The organism is Tenacibaculum finnmarkense genomovar ulcerans, from assembly GCF_900239495.1.
In the GTDB taxonomy this organism is placed as follows: Bacteria; Bacteroidota; Bacteroidia; order Flavobacteriales; family Flavobacteriaceae; genus Polaribacter; species Polaribacter ulcerans.
Genome location: NZ_OENE01000007.1, coordinates 109,878 through 136,470 on the forward strand (window position 1 = coordinate 109,878; position 26,593 = coordinate 136,470).

Sequence of the window (26,593 nt, forward strand, 5' to 3'; positions counted from 1 at the left end):
ATTTAATTATACATCCAAAGCAATAAGATGGCAGGAATTAAACCAGCTGAAGTTTCAGCAATTTTAAAGGAACAATTAACAAACTTCGAGTCTAAAGCTTCATTAAATGAAGTAGGTACCGTATTACAAGTAGGTGATGGTATTGCTCGTGTTTATGGTTTGTCTAATGTACAATATGGTGAATTAGTAGAATTCGATAACGGATTAGAAGGTATCGTATTAAACTTAGAAGAAGATAATGCAGGTGTTGTATTATTAGGTGCTTCTACATCAGTAAGAGAAGGTTCTGTTGTAAAACGTACAGAACGTATTGCTTCTTTAAGAGCTGGAGAAGGTATTGTAGGACGTGTTGTAAATACTTTAGGTCAGCCAATTGATGGTAAAGGACCAATTGAAGGTACAACTTACCAAATGCCTTTAGAGCGTAGAGCTCCTGGGGTTATTTATCGTGAGCCTGTAACTGAACCAATGCAGACTGGTATCAAATCTATTGATGCAATGATTCCTGTAGGACGTGGTCAGCGTGAGTTAATTATTGGTGACCGTCAAACTGGTAAATCTACCGTAGCAATTGATACTATTTTAAATCAAAAAGAATTTTACGATGCTGGGAAACCAGTATATTGTATATATGTTGCTATTGGTCAAAAAGCATCTACTGTAGCAGCAATTGCTAACATGTTAGAAGACAAAGGCGCAATGGCTTATACTACAATTGTAGCAGCAAATGCATCTGATCCTGCAGCAATGCAAGTATATGCACCATTTGCTGGAGCTGCAATTGGAGAATTTTTTAGAGATACCGGAAGACCAGCTTTAATTGTTTATGATGATTTATCTAAACAAGCAGTTGCATACCGTGAAATTTCTTTATTATTAAGAAGACCACCGGGACGTGAGGCATATCCTGGAGATGTATTTTACTTACACTCTCGTTTATTAGAACGTGCTGCAAAGGTTATCAACGATGATAAAATTGCTAGTGAAATGAACGATTTACCAGATTCTTTAAGAGGAGTTGTAAAAGGTGGAGGTTCTTTAACTGCGTTGCCAATTATTGAAACACAAGCAGGAGATGTATCAGCATATATTCCTACAAACGTAATTTCGATTACCGATGGGCAAATTTTCTTAGATGGAGATTTATTTAACTCTGGTGTTCGTCCAGCAATTAACGTAGGTATTTCAGTATCTCGTGTTGGAGGTAACGCTCAGATTAAATCTATGAAAAAAGTATCGGGTACTTTAAAATTAGACCAAGCACAATTCCGTGAATTAGAAGCTTTTGCTAAGTTTGGTTCTGATTTAGATGCAGCTACTTTAAATGTAATTTCAAAAGGACAGCGTAATGTTGAAATTTTAAAGCAAGCACAAAACGATCCTTATACTGTTGAAGATCAGGTTTCTATTATTTATGCAGGTTCTAAAAACTTGTTAAAAGATGTACCGGTTAACAAAGTAAAAGAATTTGAAAAAGATTATATTCAGTATTTAAATGCTAAGCATAGAGATACTTTAAATACTTTAAAAGCAGGTAAATTAACTGATGAAGTAACTGATACTTTAACAGCAGCTGCAAAAGAAATTTCAGCTAAATTTAAGGCTTAATAAAAGATATTAATATAAAGTATTGAGTTTATTCTCAATACTTTATTTTTAACACTCAACACAATTCGTATGGCGAATCTAAAAGAAATACGTAACAGAATTACTTCTATTAAATCAACGATGCAGATTACCTCTGCCATGAAAATGGTATCGGCTGCAAAGTTAAAGAAAGCACAAGATGCAATTACGGCAATGCGCCCATATTCGTCTAAGCTTACTGAATTATTACAAAGCTTAAGTGCTACTTTAGATAGTGATGCTGGTGGAGTATATTCAACACAAAAAGAAGTGAAAAATGTATTACTAGTTGTAATTACTTCAAACAGAGGTTTGTGTGGTGGTTTTAACTCTTCTATTGTTAAAAGAACAATAAAAGCTATTGATGAAAATTACAGTGATGTAGCTGTTGATTTATTAACGATAGGTAAAAAAGGAGACGATATTTTAGCAAAACAGCATACGGTTATTGAAAACAGAAATGATATTTTTGATGATTTAACCTATGACAATGTTGCACAAGTTGCACAGAAAATAATGGATTTATATGTAGCTGGTTCTTATCAAAAGATACAGCTTGTTTACAATCAATTTAAAAATGCAGCAACTCAAATTCCTCAATTAGAGCAATTTTTACCAATTGAGCCAATAGAAAGTGATGAAACTGTAACATTAGATTATGTTTTTGAACCTTCTAAAGAAGAGATTGTTTTAGAATTGATTCCTAAGTCATTGAAAACACAATTATACAAAGCAATTCGTGATTCATTTGCATCAGAACACGGAGCTCGTATGACTGCAATGCACAAGGCAACTGATAATGCAACTGAATTACGTGATGAGTTATTATTAACGTATAACAAAGCTCGTCAGGCAGCTATTACTAACGAAATTTTAGAAATTGTTGGTGGTGCAGAAGCATTAAATAACTAAAAAATTATAGTTTTTATCAATTTAATTGATGAAAAATTAATGTATATAAAAAAAGCGAATCCATTTGGGTTCGCTTTTTTTTAATGAAGTTTAAACAGGTTCTAATAATTCTTCAATTTTTTCTTGAATACTTTTTGCATCAATATTTAATAAAACTTGTAATTCTTCTACCGTTCCGTGGTCGATAAAATTATCAGGAATACCTAAAATATCAATACTCCCTTGGTAGTTTTCTTCAGATGCATATTCTAAAATGGCAGAACCAAATCCACCATTTACAGTTCCGTCTTCTAGGGTGATAATGCTATCAAAATCAGTAAAAATAGCAGCTAATAATTTTTTATCCAAAGGTTTTACAAAACGCATATCATAATGCGCTACACTATTGCTATTTTCTAGTTTATTTATGGCTTCAAAAACAGTATCGGCAATTGTTCCTACCGATAATATTGCGACTTTATTTTTTAATTTTTCAAATGATTTTTTAGATGATTTTTCAAGGTGATTATTTAATTTTTTAAGGCAAACAGCTTTTCCTATTTGAATTTCTTCAAAAGGAAGTTGCCATTTTTCTAATTGACCTGTACCTCTTGGATATCGAATTGCAATAGGATTTTTTAAACCTAATTGCGCCGTAAACATAATATTTCGAAGTTCAATTTCGTTACGAGGTGCAAAAATGATCATATTTGGAATTAAGCGTAAATATGCCAAATCGAAAACTCCGTGATGCGTTGCACCGTCTTGCCCAACCAAACCTGCTCTGTCGATACAGAAAATAACAGGTAAATTTTGCAAGGCAACATCATGAATTATCTGGTCGAAAGAACGCTGTAAAAAGGTAGAATAAATAGCGCAAAACGGCATAATATTTTGAGTTGCCATTCCTGCGGATAAAGTAACGGCATGCTGTTCGGCAATACCAACATCAAAAGTACGCTCAGGAAATTCGGCTAACATTCCATTTAAAGAACTTCCTGAAAGCATTGCAGGTGTAATACCTACAATTTTTTTATTTTGATGCGCCAATTCAATTAATGTTTTTCCAAAAACATCTTGAAATTTAGTGAATTTACTTTTTTCTTTAGGGAATACATCGCCTGAAATTTTATCAAATTTTCCTGGAGCATGATATTTTACTTGGTCTTGTTCTGCCTGTCGCAAACCTTTTCCTTTGGTGGTAATTATATGTAAAAATTTAGGTCCTTTAACATCTTTTAAACGGTTTAATTCTGATAAAAGTTCTTCAAAATTATGCCCATCAATAGGACCTGAATATTCAAAATTTAAGGCTTCAAAAATATTATGTTGCTCAATATCCGACCTTGTCGATTTTATCCGTGTTAAATATCCTTTTAAAGCACCAACTGAAGGATCAATTCCAATAGCATTATCATTTAAAATCACTAATAAATTAGCATCGGTATCGCCTGCATGATTCAAGGCTTCAAAAGCCATTCCGCTAGCAATAGAAGCATCGCCAATAATAGCAATATGATGTTTATTACTTCCTTGTATTTTAGAGGCAATTGCCATTCCTAAAGCCGCTGAAATAGAAGTAGAAGAGTGTCCAACGCCAAAAGTATCGTAAGCACTTTCGCTTCGTTTTGGGAAACCTGAAATACCGCCTAATTGTCGGTTACTATGAAAAACGTCTTTTCTGCCTGTTAAAATTTTATGCCCGTAGGCTTGATGCCCAACATCCCAAACTAATTGGTCGGTTGGTGTATCGAATACATAATGCAAGGCAATGGTAAGTTCAACAACACCTAAACTTGCGCCTAAATGTCCTTCTTTTGTGGCGACAACATCAATAATAAATTCACGTAATTCTGTGGCTAATAATGGCAGTTTATTAGCAGATAATTTCCTTATATCCGAAGGAAAATTAATATTTTTTAACAGCTTTTTTGGCATAGCGCAAATGTACTAAAAACTTTGTTGTAGCTTTGCCGTATGAGTAAATTGTATTTGGTACCAACCCCTATTGGAAATTTAGAAGATATTACGCTAAGAGCGCTTAGAATATTAAAAGAAGTCGATTTTATTTTGGCGGAAGACACGCGTACTAGTGGAAAATTGTTAAAACATTTTGAAATTGGAACACAAATGTATAGCCATCATATGCACAACGAGCATAAATCGGTCGATGGTGTTTTAAATCGCTTAAAAAATGGTGAAACCTGTGCCTTAATTTCTGATGCTGGAACTCCAGCTATTTCTGATCCTGGGTTTTTATTAACAAGAGCTTGTGTACAGCAAAATATTGAGGTAGAATGTTTGCCTGGTGCAACTGCTTTTGTGCCTGCTTTAGTAAATTCTGGTTTGCCAAATGATAAATTTGTTTTCGAAGGATTTTTACCTGTTAAAAAAGGAAGACAAACCCGTTTAACTTTTTTATCCGAAGAAAATAGAACCATGATTTTTTACGAAAGCCCTCATAAATTATTAAAAACATTAGCCCATTTTGGCGAATATTTTGGACAAGACAGGCAAATATCAGTGTCTAGAGAATTGACAAAATTATTTGAAGAAACCAAGCGAGGAACAGTAGCAGAAGTGTTATCATATTATACTTTAAAACCCGCCAAAGGCGAAATTGTGATTGTTGTTGATGGTAAAAAATAATTAAACAAGTTGGTATTCGGGGTAGTGGTTTTTCATTATTTCTTCGGATGTATTTGGGATTAAAATTAACGTAATATATCCTGATAAAACTAAAAGTGTTGAAAATATTGATAAACCTATTACCCAATAGCTATTATCGAGTTTTTCACCCATAGAAATGATATTAGAGATATTTGAAAATAAAACGATAAAGTTACTAGCGGCTAATTTGTAAATAAAATTTTCGAGCAACCATTTTTTGTTGGTTTTGGCTATTTTTTGTTTCTGTTGACTAAATAACAGTCGGCATTTTATCAGTAAAAACACAAAGAAAACAACATAAAAACTAATATAGCTGTACGCACCAAAAACAGGTGTTTTATACATATTATAAAAGCCTAAAAAGATAGAAAATGTTATGATTATTTTAGGGAGTGTAAACCATTGTTTTAATAAATTCCATAAAATTATACGGTATTTTTTAGCAACCTGTTTTTGTTTTTCTTCTAAAATATCCATAAAACCAAATATGCCAAATTTTTTGAATGAAATGTCACGTGCTTCTTCAAAAGTTACTGTAGGTTTTTCGATGTAAATTTGTTCAATATCGTTTGCTAAATGATCGACTAATTCGGTTTGTACATCGTAAAACTCCACAAAATGTTGCTGTGTAAATTTGTAAAGTTGGGCTATATTTTGATTGGTTAATTGCATGATTATTCTACTAGATATTTATACTTGGTTTGTATCGTTTTTTGTTTAGAAATAAAACTTTGATGTATTATATAAATAACGATAATTACAATTAAGTGTATATAGGAAAAATAAAAACTGAAAACAGGTCTTTGGTTAAAATTTATAATACTAGCTGTGTGTACAATGCTTAAAGTTAAAAAAATAGTGATTGAATTATAAGCATTTACTATTTTAATTAACTGATGTTTTTTCATAAAAGAAATAGTGTTGTAAGCGAAATACGCCATTTCAATGAAAAGGCATGTAAACAAAAAATACTCCGATATTTCGGGTTTATAGTTTATCAAATACAAAGCAATTACTAAAAACAAACCAACAGTTAAACAATGAATAGGTTTAGATAATTGAAATATAGAATTTTTAGCGATACTCAAATAATCAGCCAAAAATTTGCGCTTTATTATCGAATTATATTCAAGAAAAAGAGCTGTTTTTCTACTCAACATATATTTAATAAAAGGAGTTTGAAGACGGTTATTTTCAAAAAAAGCATCAGTATTTTCAATGTTATTTTCAATTTCAGAAGCAATATGATCAACCATTTCAAAGCGAATATCAATATATTCAACGCCAATTCCTTCTAGAAAATCGTTAATTCTTCGATTTTGTTCTTGAGTTAATTGCATTTTATCATAATTTTTTGATGTTCTTTATAAAGCTTATAGCCTAAAAAGCTATTACAGAATATTAAAAAAACATAAAAAGAGGATATTTCAGGTAAAAGAAAGGCGATAAAAAGTAGCAGTAAACTTGGGATTATAAATTTTTCAAAGAGAAATAAAAAGGTGGTTTTTAATTTTCTCATCTTAAAATAAAAATATCCGTTAATAATTGCTAAACCAACACCAATTGTTAAAAAAAAGAATGAATTATCCGATAAAAAAGAAAAAATAGTTGATTTTCCACCAATCAAAAAAGCTTGTAAAAAAACTGCTATAAAAGAAAAGATAAGCCAATATTTTCCTAAATTCACTGCTTTGTTAATTACAATTTTTGGTCTATTGTATAAAATACCTATTAGAAAACTACTGGTAAATTTTAAATCGTTATGCCATTTTCCTGTACTTTGCTTAAAAGCATCTTCAAAAGGAATTCCTTGTTCCAAAAGAGATTCTATATCAGAAATAATATGATCTAAAACTTCGAACCGAACATCGATATAATCTAGTTTTTTGTAGCTAAGAAAATTTTCTACACACTGTATTTGTTCTTGAGTTAATTCCATAGTAATATGATTTTATTCTAAACTAAATTTAGGGTTTACTAATTGTTGCATCGTCTTTAAAAAATCTTGCATTTCAGCTAGTTTGTTAACGGTTTCTTTACTACCGCTTTGGGTTAATTTGTAGTATTTACGCAAGCGATTACCAACTTTTGCCACTTCTACATCTAACAATCCTTCGGCTTCTAATTTGTGTAAAGCAGGGTATAAAGCGCCTTCGGTAATTTTTAATTCGCCCTTGGTAAGCTCCTTTACTTTTTGTGTAATTTCATAGCCATACATTTTTTCATTTTGAGCCAAAAGCTTTAAAATGATGGTTTGTAAAGAGCCTTTATATAATTTCTGATTTCCCATTTTTGTAAACAATAAATAAACTTCAAACTGTTTTAAAGTGATACAAATATACATAATTTTCTTATGTATAAGTTTCTTAGGTATTATTTTATACAAACTCTCACAAATCATTTACTTAGTATTGCTTATTTTTGTATATCTAAACTCGATAAATGTCTACATTTCATAAATTAAATATTGAAAAAATAATCAAAGAAACTGCCGATGCTGTTTCTATATTATTCACCGTTCCTGCCGAATTAAAAGAAGCATATACTTTTATCGCAGGGCAATATGTTACTATAAAAGCAAGCATAAACGGGCAAGAAATAAGAAGAGCATATTCTATTTGTGCTTCGCCAAAAAGCAATCAAATTAAAGTAGCGGTAAAAGCAGTGGAAAAAGGTCTTTTTTCAACCTATGCAACGACTGAGCTAAAAGAAAATACGATTTTAGAAGTTTCTGAGCCTGAAGGAAAGTTTGTTTTAGAGCCTAAAGCTGCTAAAAATTACCTAGCCTTTGCCGCAGGAAGCGGAATTACCCCTGTTTTATCAATGATAAAAGCGGTGTTAGAAAAAGAAGTTTCATCAACTTTTACTTTGGTTTTTGGAAATAAAAAAACCGAAAGCACTATTTTTTATGATGAATTAAATGGGTTATCTGAGGCATATCCGAAGCAGTTTAACCTGCATTATATTTTTAGTAAAGAAGCAGTAAGCAACAGCAAATTTGGACGAATAGATAAAGGTCATGTTAATTACTTTGTAAAAAATATTCATAAAGATATTTCTTTTGATGCTACCTATATCTGTGGACCCGAAGAAATGATTAATTTGGTGTCAGAAACCCTGCAAGAGGCTAATTTTGATAAAGAAAATATCCATTTTGAGTTGTTTACAGCAAGCGCATCGGCTACTGAAATACCAGCGGATTCTTCTGATGGAAAATCGGAAATTACGGTGTTGTTAGACGATGAAGAAACGACTTTTTCAATGGAAAAAACCGACACACTTTTAGCTGCTTCTTTGCGTAACAAATTAGATGCGCCATATTCATGTCAGGGTGGTGTTTGTAGCAGTTGTATCGCAAAAGTTACTCAAGGAAAAGCTGTAATGTCTAAGAATTCTATTTTATCAGATGATGAATTAGAAGAAGGTTTTGTTTTAACCTGTGTAGCACATCCTTGTACACCAAAATTAGTACTTGATTTTGATGATATTTAGAGCTAAACACAGCGTATAAAAATGGATTTTTACAATTTTAAAAACGCTTTATTTATAGGTTTTATCATGTCGTTTATGATAGGGCCTGTATTTTTTATGCTTATAAAAACAAGTATTTTAAAAGGAGCAAGAGCAGCAATTGCATTTAATATCGGTGTTATTTTAGGTGATATCGCTTTTATGCTAATTGCCTATTACGGAAGCAGAAGTTTGCTAGAAAAAATTAAAGACGACCCTCGTTTATTTATGGTTGGCGGTCTTATTTTAATCGTGTATGGTTTTATTACTTATTTTGATAAAAACAATAAAAAAGATGCCCAAATAACGGATGTAAAAATTATAGAAAGTACTAATTATTTAAAATTTTTAGCAAAAGGTTTTGCCTTAAACTCTATAAATGTTGGTGTTTTAGCAACTTGGCTAGGAGTTATTTTAGTTGTTGGACCCACATTAAATATGGATCCGACCGCTATCTTTTGGTATTTTACTACCATACTTTTTGGCTATGCTACCACCGATTTAGGTAAAATATTATTAGCAAAGCAATTAAAAAATAAATTAACGCCTTTAGTTATTTATCGCATAAAAAAAGGAATGGGTGTTTTATTGATTGTTTTTGGTGTATTGATTATGTTAAAAAGTTTCGTTCCTAAAGAAGAAATTGATGCTTTATTTAATAAAGTTACGCCAGAACAAACCACTAAAACTACTAAAAATTAGTTAGAATAATTAAAAACCGATAATCATTTTAGCAATTCCGAAGTAAATTAAAATCCCAAAAATATCATTACTTGTGGTAATAAATGGTCCTGTAGCAATTGCAGGATCAATACCACGTTTATCTAAAAATAATGGTATAAAAGTTCCTATTAAACCAGCGACAATAATCACTACAAAAAGCGATATAGAAATCGCCGTTGCTACTTTTATATCTTGTTCTTTAATAAAGATAAAAAAGAACAATAAAATAGCCAAAGCCAAGCCATTTACCATGGCTAAAGAAACTTCTTTTAATAGCCTGTTGCTAATACTTCCTTTTACATCATCATTGGCTAAACCTTGCACTATAATTGCCGATGATTGTACGCCAACATTTCCTGCCATTGCTGCGATTAAGGGTGTAAACATAAATAAAATGGCGTTGTCAACCATGGCATCTTCAAAAAATCCCATAATACTTGCGGCACCAACACCTCCTAATAATCCGAGGAAAAGCCAAGGCAAACGCGCACGAGTTAGCTCCCAAATAGTATCATCAGCTTCAACATCTTGGGTAATACCTGCGGCTAATTGATAATCTTTATCGGCCTCTTCTTTAATTACATCAACAATGTCATCAATGGTAATTCGCCCTACTAAAACACCTAATTCATCAACCACCGGGATGGCTTCTAAATCATATTTTCGCATAATATTGGCTACATCTTCGGCTTTATCTGTAACGCTTACAAAATCTACCTTTGGTATATAAACCTCAGCAATGGTAGCCTTTGTGGCGGTCATTAGTAAATCTTTTAAAGACAAGCGTCCTTTTAATTTTCCAGCATCGTCAATTACATAAATTGAATGTACACGAGTAACTTCTTCCGCTTGAATACGCATTTCTTTTTCACAGCGAGAAATGGTCCAATTTTCATTAACTTTTACCAGTTCTTTAGCCATTAAACCACCTGCAGAATTTTCATCATAGCGTAATAACTCTACAATTTCTTTGGCATGTTCTTGGTCTTCAATTTCTTGCATTACCGCTTTTTTCCTTTTATCGGAAAGTTCGGAAATTACATCGGCAGCATCATCGGTATCTAGTTCATCAATTTCTTCCGCAATTTCTTTTGCGGTTAGTTGTTGTAATATTTTTTCACGAACATCATCATCAACATCCATCAGTACTTCTGAGGTTGTTTCGCTGTCTAATAAACGGATAATATATACGGCTTCTTCAAAGGGTAATTCGTCTAATATTTCGGCAATATCAGCATGGTGCATTTCTTTAAAAAGCTCATTAAGCGCATCGTTTTTTTTACTTTCGATGTATTGCAATACGTTATTAAGCAGTTCTTGGGTTATTTCAAATGCCATCTTTTGCTATTTTACTTGATAATCGAGCGTTAAATATGTCTAGTCATAATTCTTTTATGATCTTATGTTTAATTATCTAAATTGTCTTTTGCTATTTTATCGGTTAATTCGATAAAACGTACTACTGATAATTGTTCAGGACGCATGGTAAAAATAGGATCTTGTTTTAAATCATCAGAAATATTGAATGATTTTAAACTAGAACGCAGCATTTTTCGTCGTTGATTAAACGCTGTTTTTACCACTCTAAAGAATAATTTTTCATCAACAGGTAAGCTATAATCTTTTTTCCTAGTTAATCTGATAACACCAGAATCTACTTTTGGCGGCGGATTGAAAACAGTAGGAGGAACGGTAAATAAGTATTCTACATCGTAAAAAGCCTGTGTTAATACAGACATAATTCCGTATATTTTACTTCCCTCTTTTTCAGCGATTCTTTTGGCTACTTCTTTTTGAAACATTCCTGCAAATTCAGGTACAAATTCTCTGTATTCAATGGCTTTAAATACAATTTGTGTAGAAATATTGTATGGAAAATTACCAATAATAGCTACTTGTTTTTCATTAAAAAATTCTTTTAAATTTTTCTTTAAAAAATCACCTTCAATAATTTCAAATTTTTTTGCAGTGGTGTCTAACTTAATATGTTCTAACGGAAAAGTATCTTTTAAATAGGCAACCGAATCATAATCGATTTCCATTACCGTGGTTTTGGTTTCTCTTTCTAATAAGTATTTTGTTAAAACGCCCATTCCAGGACCAATTTCTAATATATTATCGTAGCCTTTTCCAATTAAAGCATCAGCTATTTTTTTAGCGATATCTTCATCAGTTAAAAAATGTTGTCCTAGGTGTTTTTTTGCTCTTACTGTCATGGTCTTAAATTAAGATAAAAAAGGGTTAGAAACAAGCATCAAAAAGAGCGCTTGCATTTAATAAATGAGGTTGCCGTATTTTTAATTACTAGCTACCGTAGGAAAAAATTCATTAATTACTTGTAATTCGGTACGAAAGGCTAACATTTTATCGCCAAATTTCTTAAAACTTGCCGCACGAAGTTCATCAGCATGATTGTTGTAATAAGCGTCTAAATTTTCACGTGTTTTTGCAGTATATTGAACAGAATAGGTTGTTCCTCCCATTTCTTCTTCTACTAAAACTTGGGTTAATTTTGCGCTTAAAAAGTGTCCTGTATTTAAAACTTCAGGAATATGATTTTCAATCCAAACTAACCATTCTTGGTGTACACTTTGGTCAATATTTATGGTAACATTATAGATATACATACTTAATTTTCTTAAATTATAATTGATCTTTTCTTAGTTGTCTAAACTGCTTTCGAGCGTCTATTAAATAGATGCTAGAAGCGTGGTCAAAAATAATCTTTTGATAGTGTTTTTTTGCCTTTTCAGGGTTATTTAATTTCGTGCGATATAATTCAGCCATTTGATAATATACATCGTCAACATAAATGCCGTTTTTATCTAAAGCAATTATTTTATTGTAATTAAAAATAGCCGCTTCATATTTTTGCTGTTTGATAAAAAGTCCCGCCTGTTTAAACAAGGCTTCGTCTTGAATAGGTTGCCCTTTGTAGTTTGTAATAAGGTTTGTTAAAATACTAATTGCTTGTGTATCTTTATTTTGAAATGCTAATAAATCGGCTTTTGCATATTGTTTTAAGCCTGTAGAAACGCTGTCTTTTGGCTGATTATCAGTAATTGTTAAAAATAAATTTGCTGCATCGTTGGCAATTAATTGTGTTGCCGAACCTTTTAAAATTTTTAATTGTGCTTTTGCCCAGGTAAAATCGTTTTTAAAATAGGATGTTTGCGCTACTTTAAAACGAGCTTCTTGCCCCAAAAAATGATTTTTAAATTGAGTTTGTACTTGCGAAAAGTAAATTAAAGCCTTGTTAAAATTGTTGGTGTACACTAAAACTTCGCCAAGTTTGAGTTTTACGGCGGCTTTTTCAAATTTAGAATTGGCAAAAGTTAACACTTTTTGCAGAACTTCAATTGCTTTTTCAGGAGTGTTTTCTGTAAATGTTAAATAATTAGCATAGGCTATTTGAAGTTCAAAGGTATTTTTATTGATGCCGTATTCATTAAAAATAGCTTGAAATTTTTCAGGAATATTGGCTTGTTTTGTACGAATAGCTATTTTTAAATTATTATTGATTGCCTTAAATTTATCGGTCGGATAATTTGTTTTTTCAATGATAAAGTCAAAGCAATTTTTAGCGGTTTCATAGTCTTTGTTTTCTAACGAAATTTCGCCTAATTGATGTATTTTATTTAAATAATCAGGGTTTCTAGCTACCAATGCTTTTTGTTGAATTAGCGCTTTAGAATACTGTTTTTGCGTAATAAATAACCAAGAAAGTAAGTCGTTCCAACAATTTTTTGGATTGCTTACCGCTTTTCGCAACAAGGCTTTTTTGAACAATATATTGTTTTCATTTTCAGGGTTTTCATTAATGTATTTACTGGTATAACGTTTTACATTATTTAAGTATTTTTCATCTTTATCGACTAAACTAACGTAGGAATCGAACATTTTTTTGAAATTCCCTTTTTCGCCATAAAGTTGGGCAAGTTGAAAGCCATAATTTGCTTTCGGATTATTTGTTATAATTTTTGTGTAGGCTTCAATGGCAAAATCTAACTTATTATATTCTTTAAAAAGTCGGGCAATTGTGGCTCCGTAATTTCTTTTTTTATCTAAAGAATTTAAGGCGATTTGATATTCTTTATTTGCTTGAATATCCTTTTGTTGTCGTTCAAAATTATAGCCTTTTATGATGTTTAAAAACACCAAATTTGGTTTTTCTTTTATTCTTTCAGATAAAAGAGCATCAGCAACTAAAAATTGATTTGTTTCTTGATAACTGGTTACAAGCCTTTTTAAATACAGGCTATTGTAGGGGCTTTTATTGTGTAATTTTTTATAAAGATGTACTGCTTTTTGGTAGTCGTTATTTCTGAAATAATTTTCAGCGACTATAAATTCATTTTGTTGGGCATGTAATTGCACATTACAAAACAAGCTAAAAATGAGTATATTAAATAGAATAACGGCTTTTTTCATCAATCAAAAATACAGAACAAAATTGTTGTAATTATGATTTGTGTTTTAAATTTTGCTGTTTTTTGTGTAAAATTTTCAAAATAGTACAAATGCCTAGCCCCGATTGACGCATTTGTTTGAGCTCTTTTTTATTTTTTTCTTTTGAAAAATAAAAAAAGCGAGTGCGGAAAGCGGGAAATTGCTTCAAAAAAATTTTATAACTAAAAAACTGAATTTGTTAAAGATATTTTATTTCAGTTTTACATCCTGATTTGTCACAATTTTGTCAATTCGAGTGATTTTAATGACTAGAAGGAATTAAAATTGTATCGAGAATTTTATTTTTGATGCTAAAAAGTTCTCGATACAATTTTTTTGAAGGAAAAAAAATCACTCGAACTGACAGGTTATTTGTAAATTTTTGTAATAAAATTTAAACAAGCTCTAAAGGCATTTAAAAACCCCAAGTTTTCAACAAAGAAACTTGGGGTTTACTATTTTATAAAAGTATGTTTTTTAATGATTAATCGATCATATCAAAACCACAATAAGGAACTAAGGCATCAGGGATTTTAATTCCGTTAGCTGTTTGATAATTTTCTAAAATACCCGCTAAAACTCTAGGTAAAGCTAAAGAACTTCCGTTTAAAGTATGTACTAATTGACTTTTTCCGTCTTTATTTTTAAAACGTAATTTTAAACGATTTGCTTGATATGTTTCAAAATTTGAAGCCGAACTAATTTCTAACCAACGCTCTTGAGCTGTTGAATATAATTCGAAATCGAAAGTTAAAGCCGATGTAAAACCAGTATCGCCACCACATAAACGTAAAATACGATATGGTAATTTTAAATCGCGTAAAATATCTTTAATATGTTCAACCATTTCGCTTAAAACATGGTACGAATTATCAGGGTGTTCAATGCGAACAATTTCTACTTTATCAAACTGATGTAAACGATTCAACCCACGAACGTGTGCGCCATAACTACCAGCTTCTCTACGGAAACAAGGCGTATAACCTGTGTATTTAATTGGTAAATCGGTTTCTTTTAGTAAATCATTTCTGTGGATATTGGTAATTGGCACTTCACCAGTTGGAATTAAATATAAATCATCGATTGTTGAATGATACATTTGCCCTTCTTTATCTGGTAATTGCCCTGTTGCAATTCCTGAAGCTTCGTTAACTAAATGAGGAACTTGAACTTCTTTATAGCCAGCTTGGGTATTTTTATCTAAAAAATAGTTGATTAAAGCACGTTGTAAACGAGCCCCTTTTCCTTTGTAAACAGGAAAACCTGCACCGGTAATTTTTGTACCTAATTCAAAATCGATAATATCATATTTTTTAGCTAATTCCCAATGAGGTAAAGCGTTTTCGCCTAAATCAGGAATAATTCCTTCGCTAAAAATTTTCTCGTTGTCTTCTTCACTTTTTCCTGCTTTTACAGAGGAGTGAGGAATATTCGGAATTTGATATAATAATTCTTGTAATTTATCAGAAATGCTATTTAAATCTTCTGTAAATTGTTTTGAATCTTCTTTTAACTGCCCTGTTTTTTCTTTTAATAAATTGGCTTTTTGAATTTCGCCTACTTTAAAAAAACCACCAATTTCTTTGGATATTTTGTTTGATTCAGCTAATACATTATCTAAAGAAACCTGTGTAGCTCTACGAGTTTCATCAAAAGTTAATACTTGATTAATAATTGTTTCGGCATTGGCAAAATTACGTTTTGCTAAACCGTCTAAAACAACTTGTTTGTTGTCTCTAATAAACTGAACCTGTAACATCTTTTTGTTTTTTTTAAGAACTGCTAAGATATAAGAAGCCGTACACTTAAACAACCTGTTTTTGAAGCTAAATTTGTTCTAGCATGATAAAAAAATCTAACATGGTTATATTGAAGTAGTCGCATATTTTTTCGAGTGTGAGTATTGTTATATTAGTTCTTCCTTGTTCAATTCTAGCTAAATGAATGCCTGTATCAATATAAAAATCATTAGAACTAATTCCATTTTTACTGCGTAATATTTTAAGACAAAGCACCATTTTTTTTAGGATTATCTCTTCTTTGGAGAGTATCATTTTTTCACATAAAATTCTAAAAAACATATTAAAGTAAAATGACAACTATGTCATTTTACTTTAATATGAATGCTTTAATTTTGTATCAGTAAAAAATAACCTAATAAGAGTTGTATTTAAGAGTTATCTTTTTTATATCAAGAAGGGGGTGTATTAAAATTTAGCTCTTGACGCAACTTTTTGTTTTAAGGGAAATCTAATATAGGTTTAATCTTTTGTTAAATAGGTTTTTTGGGGTTTTCAAGAGGTTACGCTTAAAAGTTGTTTTTAATTCAGATGTTTTGGGAGGGGCGTTATTATTAATTTAGCTTTTGGCGTAATTTCTCAAGCTTATTTTTTTAAATACTCTAAACTAATATCTTTATCCTTTTCAAGTTGGATAACCAAATCGTTTAAAGAATCAAATTTTTGCTCATTTCTTAAAAAATACAATAATTCTACAGTAATATTTTGATGATATAAATCGGCTTTAAAATCAAAGAAATGTACTTCAATACTTTGGTTTTTTCCGTTAACTGTTGGTCTGTTTCCAATGTTCATCATTCCAAAAATACTCTTGTTTTCAATAGTTGATTTTACAATATATACGCCTGTTTTAGGAATTAATTTATAAGATTCAGGAATTTCAATATTTGCTGTAGGAAAGCCTATTTTTCTGCCCAGCTGTTTTCCTTTAACTACTTTTCCTGATAAAGAAAACGGCGTTCCTAAATAATTATTGGCTGTTTTTAAGTGTCCGTCTGCAAGGTTTTTTCTGATTTTTGTAGAGCTTACCGAAACTTGGTCAATATCTTGCGCCGGAATTTCTTCAACAGTAAAATTATATAAATGAGAATATTCTGTTAATTGGGCTATATTTCCTTCTCTATTTTTACCAAAATGATGGTCGTAACCAATAATTAATTTTGAAGTATTAAATTGATTTACCAAAATTGTACGTACAAAATCTAGGGCGGTAAGTCTTGAAAATTCTTTGCTAAAAGGGTGAATAATTAAATAGTCTAAGCCTAATTTTTCAAGATATACAGCACGTTCATCTATGGTATTTATCAATTTAATAGTAACATCTTTTTGCAATACCATTCTAGGATGCGGAAAAAAAGTTAAAAGCACCGATTTTTTACCAGATACTTTTGCTTCGGCAACCAATTCTCTAATTATTTTTTGATGTCCTATATGTACGCCATCAAAAGTTCCAATAGTTACAATTGTTTTTTGCGTTGATTTAAAATCAAAAATGGAATGGATAATTTTCAAGATAAAATTTTTTGTAAAAATACAATTTGTAAAAGAGCTTTAAAAGGTTGATTAAATTTTATTAACTAAAAAAGCCGAGATAGGAGTCTCGGCTTTTTTAATAGTGGGTATTAATATTACAACATACTTACTTTTCCGCTGCTAATATGGTAAACTCCTCCTACAATTTTAATTTCACCAGCTTGCTCCATTTCATTTAAAATAGGGCTCTTTTCTCTGATTCGTTGAATTGTTAAACTTACGTTGTTTTCAATGGTTTTATTAACAAATTCGGTGTTTGATGAATTATGATCACCAGTAATTTCTTTTTCTGATTTTTTTACAGCTGGTTGAATATTACTTAACATAGATGTAATATTTCCTAATTCTACGTGATCGCAGGCTGCTTTAATTGCTCCGCAACTTTCATGACCTAGCACAAAAATTAACTTACTTCCTGCTACTTTACATGAATATTCCATGCTTCCTAAAATATCAGTATTTTCAAAATTCCCTGCAACTCTAGCTACAAAAACATCGCCAATAGTTTGATCAAAAATTAATTCAACAGGTACTCTTGAGTCAATACATGAAAGTACAATTGCTTTTGGATGCTGACCATCTGTTGTTTGAGTAATTAAGGCTTTATGGTCTATAGTGTGAACTTCATCTCTAATAAAACGTGAATTTCCTTCGATAAAATCTTGTAACACAATCATTGGTGTTAATTTGTCTTGAGCGTCTTTTGTTAGTGCTTTATTTCTGTGTGGCATAATTTTTTTACTTTTTAAAGTGATGTTTTATATCGTATTTCATCTAGTTTATAACGGTTTCAATTAAATTGAAAAGATGTTTTTAGTAGATGAAATTAAGAATAATATTAATTTGTTTTCTGCTATATTTTACTTGTTGTTAACCAGGTAACAAGCAACGGTTAAATATAGTTTTTAATTTAATTTTTATGAAATATAATTATGCTGATTTTTTAGTTCTTAAATTAAAAAACTCAATATAACTCGGCGGATTATTTACAATACCTCTTTCTGATATTAATTGAATATCTATATTTCTTTCTTTGGCTTTAAAAGCAAAATCTTCTAAAATTTCGATGATATCATTATCTAAATATCGTGTTTTTCTAACATCTAATTCTAAAAAAGTTTCTTTAGGTAAGCTGTCTAGTTCTTTTAAAATAGCTCCTTTGTTAAAAAAAGTAACTTCTTCGGCAAGTGTCATTTTAATTTTGTGCTTACCATTACTTTTATCTTCAATATGTAAAAAGTGTGAGTTTTGAAAACTTTTAATTAAAATAACCACAATTCCTACCATTAATCCTAGGGCGATACCTACTAATAAATCGGCAAATACAATACCAACTACTGTTACTGTAAAAGGTACCCATTGTTTCCATCCTAGTTGAAATATTTCTTTAAATACTTTAGGTTTTGCTAAGTTATATCCTACAACTAATAAAATTGCTGCTAAAACAGATAGTGGAATTTTATTTAATAAAGTAGGAATTAAAAGTACTGAAATTAATAATAAAAATCCATGAATTATTGTCGCTAACTTTGTTTTTCCTCCTGATTGAATATTTGCAGAACTTCTTACAATAACCTGTGTAATTGGCAAACCACCAATAAGCCCCGAAATAATATTCCCTGTTCCTTGTGCCAATAATTCTCTATTTGTTGGTGTTACATTTTTATCTGGGTCTATTTTATCTGAAGCCTCCACACATAATAATGTTTCTAAACTTGCTACTAAAGCAATGGTAAAAGCGGTAACCCAAACTTGTGGGTTTGTAATAGCGCTAAAATTAGGAAAGCTAAACTGCCCTAAAAAAGAATCTAAACTATCAGGCACTGGTACGCTTACTAAATGTGCTGGGTTTATACCATATTTAGTATTTTGAATTGTAATAAAATAATACACAATACCTGCAACAACCGCCACTAAAGGACCTTGTATTATTTGAAATATTTTTCCTTTTTTAGATAAAACAGTACTCCATAGTAATAATATTGCCAAACCAATAAACCCAATAATTGTAGCACCTAGGTTAATATTATCAACAATATTTAAAATAGCAGAAAAGGTGTTTTCACCAGAAGCCTCTATAAAACTATCGGCCCCTTCAGGTTCGGCATCATAGCCAAAAAAGTGAGGAATTTGTTTTAAAATAATAATAATACCAATACCTGTTAACATCCCTTTAATTACTGATGAAGGAAAATAATACCCAATAATTCCAGCCTTTAAAAAACCAAAAATCACCTGAATAACTCCTCCTAAAACTACGGCAACTAAAAAGTTTTCGTAGCCACCTAAAGTACCAATAGCGGTTAATACAATAGCTGCTAAACCTGCTGCCGGACCACTAACTCCAATTTTAGAGCCACTTAAAGCTCCTACAACAACACCACCAATTATACCTGCAATTAAACCAGAAAATAAGGGTGCACCACTAGCTAACGCAATACCTAAACACAAAGGTAATGCAACGAAAAATACGACTACACTTGCTGGTAAATCGTTTTTAATATATTTGAACATATATATAAGTAATTTGCCTCTAAGCTTTATAAACTTAGAGTTGTTTTTAATAATAAATAATTTTTTTGTACTGCTTAGAAATTAAATAGCAAACTTTGGTGGAGGAGTGGTGGTCTTTAAGTATTGGGAAACATAATTTTTAGAATGAAAAATTACGATTTCTATTTTTTGAGTTTTTCTGAAAAATAAATTTAAATCAGCGGTTTGATACAGTTTTAACTCTTTAGAGGTTTCCTCTACAGTGCTTTCTTCTTCCTCTTCGTTTAAGTCTAAAAAAATGGTAACATCTTGGCTGCTATCAATTAAAGTTATAATTGTAGGTGCAGCAATCATGCTCATAAATAAGATAGAGAAAAAAAGTGCAATTTTTACTTTCAACTGATTAAGTTTAATTTAAGAGATACAAAAATAAGAAAGGTTTTTTAATTTATGAGTTAAATTATAGCTAATAATTATGTAACAACTTAATAGAGCCGCTAATAACCCATCCTGTTTTTCCGTCAGATAATTTTATTTTATTCCAATTATCAACAGTATCAATAACCAAAACCTTTGTGCCTTGGTGTAGTGTGAATAGTCTATCGGCATCATTTGTAGGCGCATTTTTTACTGCCATTTTTTCTGAAAAAACAATCGCTTCAATCTTGTTTTTTGATTGATTATATTGAAAATAGGTAATACTTAAAGTAATTATTAACAGTAAAAAAGAGGTTGTGCTAGTTGCAAAAAACACCCTTTTTTTGCTTGGAGTGTATGAAAAATAGTACAAAACAAATAAAATACTCGCTAAAAAAGATAGTATAACTACAAAAATAGCCCAGGTGTTATAGGTGAATTTTTGTAATACATTGTAATTTATCCTTTGTAAAAAAGTAAGCGGTAATTCTTCAATTCTGTCTAAAGTTAAACGCTTTGCGATGTTTAAATTATTCTGAGCATCGCTATTTAATGGGTTTAATTGAAGTGCTTTTTCATAATTATAAATAGCAGGCGCTACTTTATGCAACTTATGATAGGCGTTCGCTAAATTAAAATACACTTCAGAACAAACGACATTTTTACTGCTTTCAAGCTGTTTATAAACTTTAATAGCATCAATATATTTACCTTCTTTGTATAAAGAATTGGCGTTTTCAAATAATTGATCCGCAGTTTGTGCTAATAAAATATTCGGTATTAAAAACACTAGTAATACAATACATTTTCTCATTATAATTGCTTGTCTAATTGAGTAATAATTTGTGTTGCTTTTTGGTATTCTTCGGTCATTTGCAGATTTGTAATTGGCGTATATCGTGCAAAATCACAATCGGATAAAACAGTTATAAAGCTTTTAATAGTAGCCTTATCAACCTTTTTCTCTTGAAGTAAATCGGTAATTTTTTCACTACTAATATCCGTTGTTTCTATCTGTAGTTTTGCTTTTAAATAATTGTGTAACGCTCTTTCTAAAGCTTCATAAAAAGCTTCTTTTTTACCTAATTCTTTCTTTGCTTCCGATAAATATTTTTTAGCTAATTTATCTGCCTTTCGTTGTTTATTTCCTACAATATCACCATTTCGTTCTTGTTTTTTCTTAGCGATAAAAATGCTAACAGGAATGGCTAAAACTGGTAATAACAACAATACATAAAACCAAATAGATTTAAAAAAATCGGTGCTTTTTAAAGGTTTAAAATTTGTTGAAGTTTGAATATATTTAAAATCATCACCAGTAATTTCAACGGGTTTTTTATTTAAATCGCCCGAAGTTTTGGTAGCAGGTAATGTTTTTCCTTCTAAAATAGCTACAAATAAATCATCAGTAATAATGGTTTTATAGGCTTTTTCCTTCGGATTAAAATAAGAAAAACTCGTTTTCGGAATTTTGTATTTTCCTTTATACTCAGGCACTACGGTATAAATATCGGCAACTTCTCCTTTTAAACCTGCTGAAGTAATGCTAACATTTTCTTTTCTTTCAGGTTGATAAATTTCAAGTTCTTTAGGCGTTTCTATTTTAGGAAGTTCAAATAATTTTAAATTCCCCTGTCCACGAACAGCTACTTTTAGCAAAGAAGACTCATTTGCCTTTAAGCTGTTTTTATTTAAGGAAACATTAAAATTAAATTTACCAACGGCACCTGTAAAATTTTCAGGTTTATTTTCAAGAGGTAAGGGTTTCGCATTCACTATTTTTTTAGCCGAATAAAATTCTTTACGAACTTGTTTTGTCATGGAATTTCCAAAAAAATCGGCACGACCCGTAGGAACCGCCACCACAATATCCATTTTCATAGGATTTAGGGTTAGTTTTCCATCTCTAGTAGGCACAAGCAAGGCTTTGTGCATAACGGCATATCGGTAACGCTCACCATTATAGGTGCCTATTTGCACGGGTGTTTCATTTATTTTAATTTCTTGATTCCAAAACCCATTATATTGTGGATTCTTGGTAACAGCATGGTCATAAATACCGATATTTTCACTAAAATATAATCGGTATTCAACATAAATACCTTCACCAACATAAGGTTGAGAATTTGAAATTTGCGCTACCAAATGAATATTTTGTTGTGCAATATAATTAGGGTCGTTAGGGTCTTTAGGAGTCTCTACAGGTCCTAAAACAGTAATTTTCACAATATTTGACCTTACTATTTTCCCGTCTATTTCTATTGTTGCAGCAGGAATATTGTATGTCCCCTTAGCTTTGGGTTCAATAATATAGCTGTATGATTTTTTAAAGGATGATTTACCATTTATCCAAGATTGACTAACCGATTGGCTAGGTCCTCCAACAACTTTAAAGTTTTTAAAGTTAGGTGGTGTAAAGTTATCGGCACCTTGTTGGCTAATGATAAATTCTATACGTAATCGTTGGTTAATGCCTAATTTATTTTTGCTAACGCTTGTTTTTAATGCTGATTCTTGCGCATTAATAGCAAATGTTATAAAACAGCTTAATAAAGCGATATATAGTTTTAATTTCATATTCATTTTCAAAAACGTAAAAATTAGTAAGGTTTTAAAAGTTGGAAAATTACCAATCTTTTTCTTGTTTTACTTTTTTTCCTTTCGATTTTTTCACATTCATTTTCTTTTGAGTCTTCTTCTCCTCGTTGTTTAAGCTTTCCAACAACTGTTTCATTTGCTCAGGCGACATTTTTGCCTGTTTAGGCTGTGGTTTTTGGTCGTCTTTTTTCTGATCGTCTTTCTTCTTTTGATTATTCTGATCGTCGCCTTCTTTTTTCTTGTCTTTGTCTTTGTCTTTGTCTTTGTCTTTCTCTTTATTTTTATCGTCTTCTTTGTTATCCTTTTTATCTTTATCGTCGCCTTTTTTGTCTTTATCTTTTTTATCCTTGTCTTTATTTTCTTTGTCGTCCTTCTTATCTTTATTGTCTTTGTTATCCTTATCCTTGTTATCCTTGTTATTTTTCTTGTCTTGCTGTTCTTTCTTTAATTTCTTTTGAGCAATAGCAAGATTATAACGTGTTTCATTATCCTTCGGATTTTTACGCAACGCATTTTTATAAGCATCCACCGCAGGTTGATACTGTTTTTGTTCTAGCAACGCATTTCCTATATTATGATATGCGGCTGCTTTTGATAATTTATCGGTAGCAGTTTTAGCGGTAAGTTCAAATTGTTCTACGGCTTCTTTATATTTTTTTTGCTGATATAAAGTGTTACCAAAATTATAACTTGCTTTATCGTAAGTACTATTTTTATCTAATGCTTTACGGTATAAAATACTAGCATCATCAAACTTTTGCTTATTGTAAAGCTTGTTTCCTTTACGTAACAAAGCCCTTGATTCTCGTTGTAATTTTAACGTGTCTATTTGTGCTGATATCTGTATTGTTATCAGTATAAATAATAAGAATAGTATATTTTTTGAATGTTTCATTTTCTATAAAATAGCCGTTACGACTCTTTTTCGTTAAACAAATCTGCTTTTTTAACCCATTTTGTTTTTCTTTCGAAGAAAAATAAATCGATAATTAAAAATAGTAAACCAATTCCTAAAAACCATTGAAACTGATCTTTATAATCAGAAAATTGTTTGGTTTCAAATTCACTTTTTTGAGCATTCGTTATAATTTTTTCGATAGCATTTACAGGATTTGACGTTTTATTTCCATCGATATATTTTCCTTGAGAAGCTTCAGCAATATCTTGTAAAACATCCGATTTTCTTTTGGTGATAACCGTCTGCCCTTGATGATCTTTTTTATAACCAACTAGTGCGCCGTTTCTTTTTATCGGAATTGGCGCTCCTTTTTCTGTTCCAACACCAATGCTATATACTTTTACGCCTTCTTTTGAAATATTCTGAGCTAGTTCTTTTGTTTGATCTTGATGATCTTCTCCATCAGAAATAACAATTAAAAAACGATTCGTTTGTTCATCATTATTATAATAGGTTTTAGCTAAATTTAAGGCTTCATTAATTGCTGTTCCTTGGCTTGAAACCATATCGGGGTTGGCATTTTGTAAAAACATTTTAGCCGCCGCATGATCGGTAGTAATTGGTAATAACGGATAGGCATTTCCTGCATAAATAATAATACCAACTCTATCGCTTCCTAATTTATCAATAGTTTTTGAAATGATTTGTTTTGCTTTCTCTAACCTGTTTGGAGCAATATCTTCTGCTAGCATACTTTTAGAAACATCCAAAGCAAAAACAACATCGACACCTTCTCTTTTTACGGTTTTCAGTTTGGTTCCCATTTTAGGATTTACCAACGAAATAATTAAAAAAGAAATTCCTATTAAGAAGAAAATCAATTTTAAAACCGATTTAAAAGTAGATGAATTTGGTGCAATTTTAGCTAACATTTTAGCGTTAGTAAACTTTTTTTGAGTGCGTTTTTTCCACCATAAAACAAATAAGAAAACAACAATTAATATCGGAATAATTGCAAATAGCCAAAAATATATCGGTTCTTCTAATCGGTATAACATGTTTATATAAAACTTTTAAATACTGTGTTTTTCAATAAAAATTCTAATACTAAAAAGATACCTGCAATACATACCAATAATCGGTAATTTTCGGTGTAATTATAATATTTGAATTCTTCTATTTTTGTTTTTTCAAGGGTATTAATTTCGCTATAAATGGCTTTTAATTTAGAGTTGTCGGTTGCTCTAAAGTATTTACCATCTGTTTGTTTTGCGATATGTTTTAATAACTTTTCGTCTATTTCTACTTGTTGATTTCTAAAAGAAATTTTTCCAGTTCTAGGATCTTTTGCCCAAGGAAAAGGTGCCATTCCGTTTGTACCAATACCGATTGTATATACTTTAATTCCGTTTCCTTTTGCTAGTTCGGTTGCTGTTTTCGGATCTACAAAACCAGCATTATTTACACCATCGGTTAAAAGAATAATCACTTTACTTTTGGCTTTGCTTTCTTTTAGTCTATTTACAGCAGAACCTAAGCCCATACCAATAGCTGTTCCGCCATCTAACTGACCCCATTTAATTTGAGAAATGGTTCTTTTTACAATCGATTTATCGCTAGTAATTGGTGTTTGAGTAAAACTTTCACCTGCATAAACAACAATTCCAATTCTGTCATTTGGTCTTTGATTCACAAAATCAACAGCTACTTTTTTCAGTGCTTCTAATCGATTTGGTTTTAAGTCTTTCGCCAACATACTTGCCGATACATCAATTGCCATCACAATATCAATTCCTTTATTCGATTTTGTTTTTTTACTAACCGCTACATTTCTAGGTCTTGCCAAAGCAACTATTAAACACGCCAAAGCGATTAATCGAAATAAGTATAAAAACGGTTTTAGTTTTGGTAAAATTCCACCATTTATTTTAAACCCTTTCACACTCGAAATGGTTAATTGTGCGCTGTCTTTTTTTCTAGAATAGAAATTCCAGAAAGCTAATAAAGGTATCAATATTAGCAACCATAAAAATTCAGGACTATGAAACTCAAAGTTATTCCACTTCATCTTCTATTGTTTCTTTTTTAGGTTTTAAATTATCGATGATATTTTTAGCATCTTTACGATCTTGTTCAATTTGATAATCCATCGGTTTCGATTTTGCAAACTTTACTAAATCCGATTCTTGTAATAACTTTTTTAATTTATAGATGGTTTCTTTATCTGTTTCAATTGATTTTATATTGTTAAAATCGTTTAAAATAGCTATTAATTCATCGGTTGTAATTTCGAGAGCAGGTAACTTTAGTTCTCTTTCAATATAACCTCTAACAATATTTGTCAGTTCGCTATAGTATTTTTTTGTTTGATTATTTTGCCATAATAATTTTTTATCTAAAGCTTGTAATTTTTCGATAGCTTCTTCATACGGAGGTAATAATGGAACAATAATTTCTTCTTTAATTTCTTTTTTCTTTCTGACACTAAAATAATAGAGTAGTGCTCCGATTAAAATAAGTAATGCTACTACCCACCAAAAATACTGTTCAAAATCATTGTATTGGTAGCCTTCGGTTTTGATTCCTTTGATACCAAATTTTTGAGCTTTTTTAATATCAATACTAGCTGTGCTTACATTTACAAGCAAGCTATCGGTTAAATAAGCTTGATTTTTAATGAAAATTTGTTGTTGTGGAATGTAAAAAGCGCCACTATCAAAACCTGTTAAAGTATATTTTTTAACTAGTTTATTATTTAGTTTTTCAATTTTTAAAGAATCAACAATTTCTAATCCTTTTAAATTTTTTAAACTAGGGATGATAACATTTTGAGTTTCATTTACCGAAATTTTATATTGAAACTGTTCACCAATACGAATACTAGCAGTATCAATTTCAACCTGTATTTTGTTTGATATATTATCTGATTGTGCAAAACCAATGCAATATATCAGTAAGAATATGTAAAATAATGTAGCTCTCATTT

At 30.7% G+C, this 26,593-nt stretch carries 26 protein-coding genes; 5 read left to right on the top strand and 21 right to left on the bottom strand.

Annotated features, from left to right (window positions below; all coding sequences use genetic code 11):
- Window positions 1–27: 27 nt before the first annotated feature.
- Both atpA and atpG read left to right on the top strand, forming a co-directional pair.
- Window positions 28–1,608: a F0F1 ATP synthase subunit alpha gene (gene atpA, locus DPIF8902391_RS02950; protein ID WP_058886133.1), complete on the top strand. Its 1,581-nt coding sequence runs from the start codon at window positions 28–30 to the stop codon at window positions 1,606–1,608.
- Between the two features lie 69 nt (window positions 1,609–1,677).
- On the top strand, window positions 1,678–2,538 hold the full coding sequence (atpG, locus tag DPIF8902391_RS02955; protein ID WP_172504994.1) for an ATP synthase F1 subunit gamma: 861 nt from the start codon (window positions 1,678–1,680) through the stop codon (window positions 2,536–2,538).
- A gap of 90 nt (window positions 2,539–2,628) precedes the next feature.
- On the opposite strand, the gene DPIF8902391_RS02960 is transcribed toward atpG, so the two are convergent.
- On the bottom strand, window positions 2,629–4,455 hold the full coding sequence (locus DPIF8902391_RS02960; RefSeq protein WP_172504995.1) for a 1-deoxy-D-xylulose-5-phosphate synthase: 1,827 nt from the start codon (window positions 4,453–4,455) through the stop codon (window positions 2,629–2,631).
- Window positions 4,456–4,494: 39 nt separating this feature from the next.
- Between DPIF8902391_RS02960 and rsmI the strand changes: the two genes are divergently transcribed.
- Complete coding sequence (gene rsmI, locus DPIF8902391_RS02965) at window positions 4,495–5,166, top strand: 16S rRNA (cytidine(1402)-2'-O)-methyltransferase (RefSeq protein WP_172504996.1); 672 nt, start codon at window positions 4,495–4,497, stop codon at window positions 5,164–5,166.
- Here the strand turns inward: rsmI and DPIF8902391_RS02970 are convergent, their stop codons facing one another.
- From DPIF8902391_RS02970 to DPIF8902391_RS02985, 4 genes are read right to left on the bottom strand one after another with little or no spacing between them, the layout of a single operon-like run.
- Window positions 5,167–5,859 carry a hypothetical protein gene (locus DPIF8902391_RS02970; RefSeq protein ID WP_172504997.1) on the bottom strand — a complete coding sequence of 231 codons (693 nt, stop codon included), beginning with the start codon at window positions 5,857–5,859 and terminating at the stop codon, window positions 5,167–5,169. It abuts the gene before it with no gap.
- Window positions 5,860–5,861: 2 nt separating this feature from the next.
- On the bottom strand, window positions 5,862–6,527 hold the full coding sequence (locus DPIF8902391_RS02975; protein ID WP_172504998.1) for a hypothetical protein: 666 nt from the start codon (window positions 6,525–6,527) through the stop codon (window positions 5,862–5,864).
- Window positions 6,518–7,126 carry a hypothetical protein gene (locus tag DPIF8902391_RS02980; RefSeq protein WP_172504999.1) on the bottom strand — a complete coding sequence of 203 codons (609 nt, stop codon included), beginning with the start codon at window positions 7,124–7,126 and terminating at the stop codon, window positions 6,518–6,520. Before DPIF8902391_RS02980 ends, DPIF8902391_RS02975 begins: the two co-directional genes overlap by 10 nt.
- A gap of 12 nt (window positions 7,127–7,138) precedes the next feature.
- Window positions 7,139–7,477 carry a PadR family transcriptional regulator gene (locus DPIF8902391_RS02985; protein ID WP_058886127.1) on the bottom strand — a complete coding sequence of 113 codons (339 nt, stop codon included), beginning with the start codon at window positions 7,475–7,477 and terminating at the stop codon, window positions 7,139–7,141.
- A gap of 152 nt (window positions 7,478–7,629) precedes the next feature.
- Between DPIF8902391_RS02985 and DPIF8902391_RS02990 the strand changes: the two genes are divergently transcribed.
- Complete coding sequence (locus tag DPIF8902391_RS02990; RefSeq protein ID WP_172505000.1) at window positions 7,630–8,679, top strand: ferredoxin--NADP reductase; 1,050 nt, start codon at window positions 7,630–7,632, stop codon at window positions 8,677–8,679.
- Between the two features lie 21 nt (window positions 8,680–8,700).
- Window positions 8,701–9,399, top strand: a complete 699-nt coding sequence (locus DPIF8902391_RS02995; protein WP_172505001.1) for a LysE family translocator — start codon at window positions 8,701–8,703, stop codon at window positions 9,397–9,399.
- Between the two features lie 9 nt (window positions 9,400–9,408).
- Here the strand turns inward: DPIF8902391_RS02995 and mgtE are convergent, their stop codons facing one another.
- From mgtE to DPIF8902391_RS03075, 16 genes are all read right to left on the bottom strand, one after another.
- Window positions 9,409–10,758 (bottom strand): magnesium transporter, encoded by a 1,350-nt coding sequence (gene mgtE / locus DPIF8902391_RS03000; RefSeq protein ID WP_172505002.1) that lies wholly within the window; start codon window positions 10,756–10,758, stop codon window positions 9,409–9,411.
- A 68-nt stretch (window positions 10,759–10,826) separates the two neighbouring features.
- The gene (gene rsmA / locus DPIF8902391_RS03005; RefSeq protein WP_172505003.1) at window positions 10,827–11,636 is read right to left on the bottom strand and encodes a 16S rRNA (adenine(1518)-N(6)/adenine(1519)-N(6))-dimethyltransferase RsmA; all 810 of its coding nucleotides are present in this window, start codon (window positions 11,634–11,636) and stop codon (window positions 10,827–10,829) included.
- 81 nt (window positions 11,637–11,717) lie between these two features.
- Complete coding sequence (locus DPIF8902391_RS03010; RefSeq protein ID WP_058886122.1) at window positions 11,718–12,047, bottom strand: DUF4286 family protein; 330 nt, start codon at window positions 12,045–12,047, stop codon at window positions 11,718–11,720.
- Between the two features lie 16 nt (window positions 12,048–12,063).
- Entirely contained in the window at window positions 12,064–13,851 is a 1,788-nt protein-coding gene (locus DPIF8902391_RS03015) for a tetratricopeptide repeat protein (RefSeq protein WP_172505004.1), read from the bottom strand.
- 502 nt (window positions 13,852–14,353) lie between these two features.
- Window positions 14,354–15,628 (bottom strand): serine--tRNA ligase, encoded by a 1,275-nt coding sequence (serS, locus tag DPIF8902391_RS03020; protein ID WP_172505005.1) that lies wholly within the window; start codon window positions 15,626–15,628, stop codon window positions 14,354–14,356.
- A 67-nt stretch (window positions 15,629–15,695) separates the two neighbouring features.
- Window positions 15,696–15,950: a helix-turn-helix domain-containing protein gene (locus DPIF8902391_RS12585; RefSeq protein WP_145993606.1), complete on the bottom strand. Its 255-nt coding sequence runs from the start codon at window positions 15,948–15,950 to the stop codon at window positions 15,696–15,698.
- Between the two features lie 303 nt (window positions 15,951–16,253).
- Window positions 16,254–17,180: a bifunctional riboflavin kinase/FAD synthetase gene (locus DPIF8902391_RS03030; RefSeq protein ID WP_058886118.1), complete on the bottom strand. Its 927-nt coding sequence runs from the start codon at window positions 17,178–17,180 to the stop codon at window positions 16,254–16,256.
- A 116-nt stretch (window positions 17,181–17,296) separates the two neighbouring features.
- The gene (locus tag DPIF8902391_RS03035; protein WP_058886117.1) at window positions 17,297–17,932 is read right to left on the bottom strand and encodes a carbonic anhydrase family protein; all 636 of its coding nucleotides are present in this window, start codon (window positions 17,930–17,932) and stop codon (window positions 17,297–17,299) included.
- 199 nt (window positions 17,933–18,131) lie between these two features.
- Window positions 18,132–19,715: a SulP family inorganic anion transporter gene (locus DPIF8902391_RS03040; RefSeq protein WP_172505006.1), complete on the bottom strand. Its 1,584-nt coding sequence runs from the start codon at window positions 19,713–19,715 to the stop codon at window positions 18,132–18,134.
- Window positions 19,716–19,796: 81 nt separating this feature from the next.
- On the bottom strand, window positions 19,797–20,093 hold the full coding sequence (locus tag DPIF8902391_RS03045) for a hypothetical protein (protein ID WP_083501107.1): 297 nt from the start codon (window positions 20,091–20,093) through the stop codon (window positions 19,797–19,799).
- Between the two features lie 67 nt (window positions 20,094–20,160).
- Window positions 20,161–20,925, bottom strand: a complete 765-nt coding sequence (locus DPIF8902391_RS03050; RefSeq protein WP_172505007.1) for a tetratricopeptide repeat protein — start codon at window positions 20,923–20,925, stop codon at window positions 20,161–20,163.
- The gene (locus tag DPIF8902391_RS03055) at window positions 20,925–22,688 is read right to left on the bottom strand and encodes a BatD family protein (protein ID WP_172505008.1); all 1,764 of its coding nucleotides are present in this window, start codon (window positions 22,686–22,688) and stop codon (window positions 20,925–20,927) included. The genes DPIF8902391_RS03050 and DPIF8902391_RS03055 overlap by 1 nt, the downstream gene beginning before the upstream one ends.
- Before the next feature lie 49 nt (window positions 22,689–22,737).
- Window positions 22,738–23,604 (bottom strand): tetratricopeptide repeat protein, encoded by an 867-nt coding sequence (locus DPIF8902391_RS03060; RefSeq protein WP_172505009.1) that lies wholly within the window; start codon window positions 23,602–23,604, stop codon window positions 22,738–22,740.
- A 17-nt stretch (window positions 23,605–23,621) separates the two neighbouring features.
- Window positions 23,622–24,665 (bottom strand): vWA domain-containing protein, encoded by a 1,044-nt coding sequence (locus DPIF8902391_RS03065; protein ID WP_058886111.1) that lies wholly within the window; start codon window positions 24,663–24,665, stop codon window positions 23,622–23,624.
- A gap of 2 nt (window positions 24,666–24,667) precedes the next feature.
- Window positions 24,668–25,675, bottom strand: coding sequence for a vWA domain-containing protein (locus DPIF8902391_RS03070; RefSeq protein ID WP_058886110.1), 1,008 nt, complete (start codon window positions 25,673–25,675; stop codon window positions 24,668–24,670).
- Window positions 25,662–26,591 (bottom strand): hypothetical protein, encoded by a 930-nt coding sequence (locus tag DPIF8902391_RS03075; protein ID WP_172505010.1) that lies wholly within the window; start codon window positions 26,589–26,591, stop codon window positions 25,662–25,664. Before DPIF8902391_RS03075 ends, DPIF8902391_RS03070 begins: the two co-directional genes overlap by 14 nt.
- Window positions 26,592–26,593 lie beyond the last annotated feature (2 nt).

Excerpts from the sequence above, each read along its gene's own strand:
- atpA (WP_058886133.1), top strand. The coding sequence starts at position 28 with ATGGCAGGAATTAAACCAGCTGAAGTTTCAGCAATTTTAAAGGAACAA.
- atpG (WP_172504994.1), top strand. The coding sequence starts at position 1,678 with ATGGCGAATCTAAAAGAAATACGTAACAGAATTACTTCTATTAAATCA.
- DPIF8902391_RS02960 (WP_172504995.1), bottom strand. The coding sequence starts at position 4,455 with ATGCCAAAAAAGCTGTTAAAAAATATTAATTTTCCTTCGGATATAAGG.
- rsmI (WP_172504996.1), top strand. The coding sequence starts at position 4,495 with ATGAGTAAATTGTATTTGGTACCAACCCCTATTGGAAATTTAGAAGAT.
- DPIF8902391_RS02970 (WP_172504997.1), bottom strand. The coding sequence starts at position 5,859 with ATGCAATTAACCAATCAAAATATAGCCCAACTTTACAAATTTACACAG.
- DPIF8902391_RS02975 (WP_172504998.1), bottom strand. The coding sequence starts at position 6,527 with ATGCAATTAACTCAAGAACAAAATCGAAGAATTAACGATTTTCTAGAA.
- DPIF8902391_RS02980 (WP_172504999.1), bottom strand. The coding sequence starts at position 7,126 with ATGGAATTAACTCAAGAACAAATACAGTGTGTAGAAAATTTTCTTAGC.
- DPIF8902391_RS02985 (WP_058886127.1), bottom strand. The coding sequence starts at position 7,477 with ATGGGAAATCAGAAATTATATAAAGGCTCTTTACAAACCATCATTTTA.
- DPIF8902391_RS02990 (WP_172505000.1), top strand. The coding sequence starts at position 7,630 with ATGTCTACATTTCATAAATTAAATATTGAAAAAATAATCAAAGAAACT.
- DPIF8902391_RS02995 (WP_172505001.1), top strand. The coding sequence starts at position 8,701 with ATGGATTTTTACAATTTTAAAAACGCTTTATTTATAGGTTTTATCATG.
- mgtE (WP_172505002.1), bottom strand. The coding sequence starts at position 10,758 with ATGGCATTTGAAATAACCCAAGAACTGCTTAATAACGTATTGCAATAC.
- rsmA (WP_172505003.1), bottom strand. The coding sequence starts at position 11,636 with ATGACAGTAAGAGCAAAAAAACACCTAGGACAACATTTTTTAACTGAT.
- DPIF8902391_RS03010 (WP_058886122.1), bottom strand. The coding sequence starts at position 12,047 with ATGTATATCTATAATGTTACCATAAATATTGACCAAAGTGTACACCAA.
- DPIF8902391_RS03015 (WP_172505004.1), bottom strand. The coding sequence starts at position 13,851 with ATGAAAAAAGCCGTTATTCTATTTAATATACTCATTTTTAGCTTGTTT.
- serS (WP_172505005.1), bottom strand. The coding sequence starts at position 15,628 with ATGTTACAGGTTCAGTTTATTAGAGACAACAAACAAGTTGTTTTAGAC.
- DPIF8902391_RS12585 (WP_145993606.1), bottom strand. The coding sequence starts at position 15,950 with ATGTTTTTTAGAATTTTATGTGAAAAAATGATACTCTCCAAAGAAGAG.
- DPIF8902391_RS03035 (WP_058886117.1), bottom strand. The coding sequence starts at position 17,932 with ATGCCACACAGAAATAAAGCACTAACAAAAGACGCTCAAGACAAATTA.
- DPIF8902391_RS03040 (WP_172505006.1), bottom strand. The coding sequence starts at position 19,715 with ATGTTCAAATATATTAAAAACGATTTACCAGCAAGTGTAGTCGTATTT.
- DPIF8902391_RS03050 (WP_172505007.1), bottom strand. The coding sequence starts at position 20,925 with ATGAGAAAATGTATTGTATTACTAGTGTTTTTAATACCGAATATTTTA.
- DPIF8902391_RS03055 (WP_172505008.1), bottom strand. The coding sequence starts at position 22,688 with ATGAAATTAAAACTATATATCGCTTTATTAAGCTGTTTTATAACATTT.
- DPIF8902391_RS03060 (WP_172505009.1), bottom strand. The coding sequence starts at position 23,604 with ATGAAACATTCAAAAAATATACTATTCTTATTATTTATACTGATAACA.
- DPIF8902391_RS03065 (WP_058886111.1), bottom strand. The coding sequence starts at position 24,665 with ATGTTATACCGATTAGAAGAACCGATATATTTTTGGCTATTTGCAATT.
- DPIF8902391_RS03070 (WP_058886110.1), bottom strand. The coding sequence starts at position 25,675 with ATGAAGTGGAATAACTTTGAGTTTCATAGTCCTGAATTTTTATGGTTG.
- DPIF8902391_RS03075 (WP_172505010.1), bottom strand. The coding sequence starts at position 26,591 with ATGAGAGCTACATTATTTTACATATTCTTACTGATATATTGCATTGGT.